Annotated in this window: 1 protein-coding gene; it reads left to right on the top strand. The window is 59.0% G+C overall.

Annotated features, from left to right (window positions below; genetic code table 11):
- Positions 1-43 precede the first annotated feature (43 nt).
- On the top strand, positions 44-288 hold a 245-nt coding region (locus J4G32_RS21045), incomplete at its 3' end, for a protein phosphatase CheZ (RefSeq protein WP_210497641.1).

The raw sequence follows: 288 nt of genomic DNA, 5'->3' as shown, positions 1-288 counted from the left end.
CTCAACAAAATCTTTGAGAAACTGGGCATGTGAGGATGCGATGATGATGCAACCATCTATCAAGCCTGCTGATGAAGGTTCAGCAGGAGACATCATTGCGCGCATCGGTAGTCTGACCCGAATGCTGCGCGACAGCCTGCGTGAACTGGGGCTGGACCAGGCGATTGCCGAAGCGGCGGAGGCGATCCCTGATGCGCGCGACCGTCTGGATTACGTCGTCCAGATGACGGCGCAGGCGGCGGAACGCGCGCTAAACAGTGTCGAAGCCTCGCAGCCGCATCAGGATGC

It is taken from the genome of Microvirga antarctica (assembly GCF_017921815.1).
GTDB lineage: Bacteria > Pseudomonadota > Alphaproteobacteria > Rhizobiales > Beijerinckiaceae > Microvirga > Microvirga antarctica.
This window is presented reverse-complemented; position numbering and strand designations above follow the sequence as displayed.